This window comes from Actinomycetota bacterium (assembly GCA_035540895.1).
GTDB lineage: Bacteria > Actinomycetota > JAICYB01 > JAICYB01 > JAICYB01 > DATLFR01.
In genome coordinates, this window is the sequence record DATLFR010000174.1 from 1 (window position 1) to 5,925 (window position 5,925).

Here is a 5,925-nt window from a genome sequence, read left to right on the forward strand (position 1 = left end):
GGGCAGGACCTGCGCGGCCCGGACCGCGTTCTCGAGTCGCACCGTGTACCCACCGCCGGGCGCGTGGTGCACCGAGACGCGGGCTCCCGGGGGCACCCGGACCGGGAACGGCCCCGAACCCCCGGACGGGGCGTCGCTGACCGTGCCGCCCTCCGGCAGCAGGACCGAGTGCTGGGCCTGCCCGGACAGCCCCACCCGGACCGTCCCCGACGCCTTCCCCGGCGTGGTGCCCGTGTAGAAGAGGTCCATGATCCGCTTGTGGGTCCAGCCTGCCCGGGCCTGACCGAGCACCCCGTCCATCGCCATCCCCATCCCGTGGGCCGTGCCCCGGCCCTCCACCAGAACGTGCGTTCCGCCATCCGGAGGTGTAGGCCCGGCCGGAGTGGGGGAGGTGGGGTCGGCGTACCCGGTGGCTGTGGCTCCCCACAGGAGCGAGAGCAGCAGGAGGCTGGGAACGGCTCGGCGCATGCGTCCGAGCCTACCGAGGGGAGGGCATCTCGTGCGGAGAGGGGTTCGACACACCGCTGCGACGGGGATGAAGAGGGGAGACGTTGTTGCAAGCGAGGGCCGCAGGAGGCCCCCACGGGCGGCGTCGCCCGATGTAGCCGGAAGGGTGGTTCCCTTGGGTGGAATGCGCTTCCGCAGGCACCAGCTGCCGGTGGGAGACGAGACCATCCCCGTCCTCGTCTCGAGCGAGGAGGGTGTGCCGAAGGCCGTCTTCATGAGCTACGAGGCCTTCCTCGAGCTCGCCGCGGCCCTGTACACCGCGATCGAGGCCTTGAAGGTCTCGGGCGTCGACCCGGATGAGCTGTTCGGGCCCGACGACGACGACCTGCCCCTCGACCTGCTCTCGGACGGAGAGGACGCGGAGCCCATCCTCCGCCAGGTCTACCCTCCGGTAGGCGAGGTCGACGAGGCGGACGGGACCGACGAGGACGCCTGAGGCGTCACCCGGGCCGGACGGCCCCGATGATGTTCTTGTGCAGCGGCGAGATCTCCACGTGCCTGCCCGTCCGGGGCGAGTGGATCATCATCCCGTCTCCCAGGTACATCCCGATGTGTCCGGGCGAGTAGACGAGGTCTCCCGGCTGCATCTGGTCGAGCGGGACGCGCGGGAGGCCCGAGAACTGGGCCCGTGAGGTCCGCGGCAGCTCCACCCCGGCCGCCCGCCAGACGTACGAGGTGAACCCGGAGCAGTCGAACGAGTTCGGACCCGTGCTCCCGTAGCGGTAGGGCTTCCCGAGCTGGTGGTGGGCGGTGGCGATGGCGATCTCGGCGGGTGTGGGTGCGGGGGGAGGCGGCGGAGCCGCCTGGACGATCGGCTCGGGAGCGGGGCTCCCGGCCAGCTCGAACCCGATCGCCGCCGTCCGGACCGGCTGCGAGGAGGGGGCGTCCTCGACCCCGGCCAGGGCCGTGAGCGCCAGCCGGGCGGTGGCCGAACCCCGTTGCGACGTCGGCGGCGGGGTCGTCTGCGCGCCGGCCCCGGTGGTCGCTGCGAACAGCGCCACCGCGGTGAGCGCGAGGATACGTGCGCGCATCATCGATCTCCTGTCGTTGGCTGGGCCGGGCGCTCTCCGGGGCCCGGGACGCGGCGTGCAGGCGCTCGCGTCGTGATCTGGGAACCCGGTGTTCTTACACGAGCGTGATCTTCCGTGTCAAACCCCGGGAGCGCCTCGTCGCGGTGCGACCCGACATAATCGGACCGTGGACGCAGGACTTTACGGCCCCGACTCGATCACCTGGCGCCTCACGCGCGAGTCGGTGATGCTCCTCGGCGGCCCCCGGGCCCTCCTCATGCAGCTCGCGCACCCGCTCGTGGCGGCCGGCGTTGCCCAGCACTCCGACTTCCAGCGCGACCCGCTGGCGCGCCTGAGGCGCACGCTGGACATGACGCTCGCCCTCGTGTTCGGGGGCGGGCGGGAGGCGGAGGAGGCCGCCGACCAGATCAACCGGGTGCACTCGTTCGTGCGCGGGACGCTCCCCGAGGCCTCCGGACGCTTCCCCGCCGGGACCCCCTACGACGCGCGGGACCCGGAGCTGTTGCTCTGGGTGCACGCCACGCTGGTCGACACCACCCTCACCGTCTACCCGCGGTACGTGGAGCCGCTGTCCGAAGACGAGCTCGCCCTCGCCTACGAGGAGTCGAAGGTGGCGGCGCGGGCGCTGCGGGTGCCCGAGGAGATCATCCCGCCCGACCTGGCCGCGTTCCGTGAGTACATGTCCTCCACGATCGCCTCCGACTCCATAGGGGTGGCGCCGTTCCAGGCGGAGCTCGCCCGGGCGGTCCTGTACCCGCCGGTGCCGTGGGTCCCGAAGCGCTTCTTCGAGCTCGGGACCGCGGTGACGATGGGGCTGCTGCCGGACAGGCTGCGCGCCCTGTACGGCCTGGAGCTCTCGGGCGGACGGCGGCGGCTGTACGACTGGTCGCCCCGGCTCGTCCGACGCGTCCTCCCCGCGCTCCCGCGGGCCGCCCGCCACATGCCGCAGGCGAGGCGGGCTTACCGCCGGGTGGAGGGGGCGTGAGCGGGGAGCCGATCGAGGTGCTGGTGCCGTCCGAGGGCGTGCGCCGGTTCCTCGACGAGCGGATCGGCCCGAGCGAGGCCCCCGTGGAGGTCTCCCGCCTCGGCGAGGGGCACTCCAACCTGACCTTCCTCGTGCGCCGGGGCGACGAGGAGTGGGTGCTGCGCCGGCCGCCCCGCGGGGAGATCCTCCCGGGCACCCACGAGATGAGCAGGGAGTTCCGGGTGATGTCCGCGCTCGTCTCCCACGGCTGCGACGTCCCCGTCCCCCGTCCGCTCGAGCTGTGCGACACCTCCGACCACATCGGGGCGCCCTTCTACCTGATGGAGCCGGTCGACGGGGTGGTGGTCCGGGAGCGGATGCCGGACCGCTTCGACACCCCCGAGCACCGGCGTGCCGTGGGGTTCGCGTTGGCGGACATGCTGGCCGCGGTCCATGCCGTCCCGTGGCGCGAGGTAGGTCTGGAGACGTTCAGCCGCAAGCCCGACGAGTTCCTCGTCCGCAACCACGGGCGGATGCAGCAGCTGTACGACCTCGTCCGTCATCGCGAGGTGCCCGAGATCGACGAGGCGGGGGCCTGGCTGCGCGAGAACATGCCGGTCCAGCGCGAGTCGACCCTGACCCACGGCGACTACAAGCTCGACAACGTCATCCTGGCCCCCGACCTCCCGCCCCGCATCGCGGCGGTGGTCGACTGGGAGATCTCCGCGATCGGCGACCCGATGGTCGACCTCGGATGGATGCTGTACTTCTCCCGGGAGGCGGGGGACCCCGATTCAGGGCTGGGCACCGCCGTGACCGAGCAGCCGGGGTACCCCACCCGCGGCCAGCTCGCGGCGCGCTACGCGGAGCGGACCGGCCGCGACCTGGCCGATCTCAGGTTCTACGTCGCGTTCGCCGGCTGGAAGATCGCGATCATCATGGAGGGCTCGTACCGCCGCTGGCTCGAGGGGATGGCGGACGACCCGATGTTCGAGCATCTCGGGCCTGTCGTCCCGGCCCTCGCGCGGCGCTCTCTGGACGTGATCTCAGGGTCCGTCGGCGTCGAGTAGCGCGTCGCCGCCGGCTCCCCGTATGAGCTCGGTCCAGGCCGGGTGCTCGCGCGGGTCCCAGATCCCGGCCAGGTGAGCGCGAGCCTCCTCGGGCGTCCATCTCCCGCGCTGGAGCGCGTACACCGAGTAGAAGGCGCTCACCCTGAAGTTCGCCGCGCAGTGGACGTGCGTGCGGCGGTCGCCGGCGGCGTCCATCGCCTCGGTGAACCGGTGGAGGTCGGCGGGGGTGGGCCGGTCGAAGTCGACCGGGATGTGCACGTACTCGAGCCCCTGACCCTCGACGACCTCCCGCTCGTCGGGCGTCGCGTACTCGCTGTCGGCGGGGAGCAGGTCGATGACGAGCCCGTACCCCTCGTCGGCCAGGCCCTCGAGGGCGTCACGGGGGATCACCCCGGACGTGGTCAGCCGGTCGCTCACCCGGCGGAAGTTGTAGCTGCTCTCGATCCCCACGCCCCCAGTGTGGCCGACCGGGGCGCCGTTTCGCGCTCCGGCGGGGCGGGGATGAGGGGCGCATGAGGAGGATCGTACGCAAGCTCATGCTCGGCGCCGTCACGATGCTTGCCGTGCGGGTCGTGGAGTACTTCATGACCGACACGGGCAAGCCGGGCTCGCTCAGCCGCAAGCGCAGCTAGCCAGACACCCCTGGTCTCGGACAGCCCGACCCCGCGCGGGCTACGTGCCGGCGCGGGGCAGGCTCACCACGAACCGGGAGCCGGTCGGCGCGTTCGGCTCGTATCGGATCTCGCCCCCGTTCGCGGCGGCGAGCCCCCGGACGATCGAGAGCCCCAGGCCCGACCCCGGGGTGCCGCGCGCGCTCTCCGCGCGTGAGAACCGCTCGAACATGCGGGGCACGAAGACCTCCGGGACACCCGACCCCGAGTCGGACACGGCGATATCCACCCGGTCTCCCCGGCCGCGCGCCTCGACGACCACCGGGGGCGCCCCGTGCTTCAGGGCGTTCACGACGAAGTTCTCGAGGATCCGGCGCAGGTGCATGCGGTCGACGAGGACGGAGATATCCTCCGGCTCGACCCGGATCGCGATGGGGTCGCCGTGTCCGAGCGCGTCTGCGACCTCTTCCAGGGCCTCCCGGACATCCACCGCCTCGGGTCTCGTGTCCAGCGCTCCGGCTTCGATGCGGGACAGCGTGAGCAGTCCGTCGAGCATGGCCGCCGCGTTATGGGCGTGCTTCTCGATCATCTCGAGCATCCGCTCGAGTTCGGAGCGGTCGTCGCGTGTCCGGAGCAAGGAGGCGAGTCCGAGGATCGTGGTGATCGGGGTGCGAAGGTCGTGCGAGGTGACGGCCACGAAGTCGCGGAGAGACCGGTTCAGGCCGGCGAGCTCCTCGTTGCGCTCCCGCAGCTCCTCGTTCACGCGCTCGACCTCCTGCGTGGAGCTGTAGAGGTCGGAGGTGACCCGCTCGGCGATCCGCTCGGCCTCCCGCCGGGCGGCCCGCTCGCGCTCGAGCCTGCGTCTCAGCGCGTCCGTCTGCGGGTCGGGCCCCGGCATCAGCCCTCGAAGGTGATCCGCAGCGTGCAGTGCGGGTCGCCCCGCTCGATGCACTCGAGCTGTTCGACCCCCAGGTCTTCCTTGAAGTGGTTCGCGGTGCCCTCGACCAGGCCTTCGGCGAAGAAGCACATCCGGCGGTACGAGTCGTAGGTCAGGCGGAGCTCGTCGGGGCGGGAGTCGTCGAACCTGAACGTGGGTGCGTACGCGCCTGGGAAGAGCTTCCGCACCTCGGGGTGGATGACGTCGTTGAGCGTGAGGATGAACGATCGTGCGCTGCTGTGCCCGTCGAAGAAGACCGGATAGCGGTCGACGAGCTCCGGGAACGCCTCCCGGCCCAGCCAGCGTTGGATGTCCTGCCTCGTGCTACCGAGGCGCTCCGCGGACGCCTGCACGAGGGAGCCGAGCTCCTCGTCCGGATAGGTCCCGACCGCCGTGTAGACGCCGTCCACGCCGGCGTCGTCGAGGATGGCGTCCCACATCTGTTCACCGTGGTCGCGGACCACCACATGCTCGAGGAGGTTGAAGATGATCCCCTTCAATGGTCTCCCTCGATGGACGGCGCCCTCGACCAGTGTAAGCAGGATGCCGCAAAAGGGAGGAACCGGGTCCTGGGGAGACCCGGTTCCTACGCTGCTGAGGGGGTGCGCTCGACCAGTGAAACGCGCGTGGGGGGCGAACCCGTCGCCCCGGGTGAGGGCGAGGCACGGGCGGTCGGGGACGGGGTCCGTCCGCCGCGTCCCGAACCGGTCGGCGGGTAGGCTGCTTGCCGACGTGAGACGAGACCCCGCCCCGATCCGGACCCGCGAGCGATGAAGGACGTCGCCCTCGTCGGGCTCCCGTACTC

The 5,925-nt window shown here is 71.6% G+C and carries 8 protein-coding genes; 3 read left to right on the forward strand and 5 right to left on the reverse strand.

Annotated elements, in window-relative coordinates:
- Positions 1-468: hypothetical protein (locus tag VM840_10055; protein HVL81921.1), on the reverse strand; the 468-nt coding region annotated here is incomplete at its 3' end.
- Between the two features lie 163 nt (positions 469-631).
- Here VM840_10055 and VM840_10060 point away from each other — a divergent pair.
- Positions 632-943, forward strand: coding sequence for a hypothetical protein (locus VM840_10060; GenBank protein HVL81922.1), 312 nt, complete (start codon positions 632-634; stop codon positions 941-943).
- 4 nt (positions 944-947) lie between these two features.
- Here VM840_10060 and VM840_10065 read toward each other — a convergent pair whose 3' ends face one another.
- Positions 948-1,538 carry a C40 family peptidase gene (locus VM840_10065; protein ID HVL81923.1) on the reverse strand — a complete coding sequence of 197 codons (591 nt, stop codon included), beginning with the start codon at positions 1,536-1,538 and terminating at the stop codon, positions 948-950.
- A gap of 166 nt (positions 1,539-1,704) precedes the next feature.
- On the opposite strand from VM840_10065, the gene VM840_10070 reads away from it, so the two are divergent.
- Positions 1,705-2,523, forward strand: coding sequence for an oxygenase MpaB family protein (locus tag VM840_10070; GenBank protein HVL81924.1), 819 nt, complete (start codon positions 1,705-1,707; stop codon positions 2,521-2,523).
- Positions 2,520-3,572: a phosphotransferase family protein gene (locus tag VM840_10075; GenBank protein HVL81925.1), complete on the forward strand. Its 1,053-nt coding sequence runs from the start codon at positions 2,520-2,522 to the stop codon at positions 3,570-3,572. The genes VM840_10070 and VM840_10075 overlap by 4 nt, the downstream gene beginning before the upstream one ends.
- Here the strand turns inward: VM840_10075 and VM840_10080 are convergent.
- The 3 genes from VM840_10080 to VM840_10090 all read right to left on the reverse strand — a co-directional run bounded on the left by VM840_10080 (position 3,549) and on the right by VM840_10090 (position 5,620).
- Complete coding sequence (locus tag VM840_10080) at positions 3,549-4,022, reverse strand: protein tyrosine phosphatase family protein (GenBank protein ID HVL81926.1); 474 nt, start codon at positions 4,020-4,022, stop codon at positions 3,549-3,551. The two genes, VM840_10075 and VM840_10080, sit on opposite strands and share 24 nt — an antisense overlap.
- A 222-nt stretch (positions 4,023-4,244) precedes the next feature.
- On the reverse strand, positions 4,245-5,081 hold the full coding sequence (locus tag VM840_10085) for a HAMP domain-containing sensor histidine kinase (GenBank protein ID HVL81927.1): 837 nt from the start codon (positions 5,079-5,081) through the stop codon (positions 4,245-4,247).
- A complete protein-coding gene (locus VM840_10090; protein HVL81928.1) occupies positions 5,081-5,620 on the reverse strand; it encodes a heme NO-binding domain-containing protein in 540 nt (179 codons plus the stop codon). Before VM840_10090 ends, VM840_10085 begins: the two co-directional genes overlap by 1 nt.
- Positions 5,621-5,925 lie beyond the last annotated feature (305 nt).

Coding starts and splice junctions, on each gene's coding strand:
- VM840_10065 (HVL81923.1), bottom strand. CDS start 1,538: ATGCGCGCACGTATCCTCGCGCTCACCGCGGTGGCGCTGTTCGCAGCG.
- VM840_10060 (HVL81922.1), top strand. CDS start 632: ATGCGCTTCCGCAGGCACCAGCTGCCGGTGGGAGACGAGACCATCCCC.
- VM840_10085 (HVL81927.1), bottom strand. CDS start 5,081: ATGCCGGGGCCCGACCCGCAGACGGACGCGCTGAGACGCAGGCTCGAG.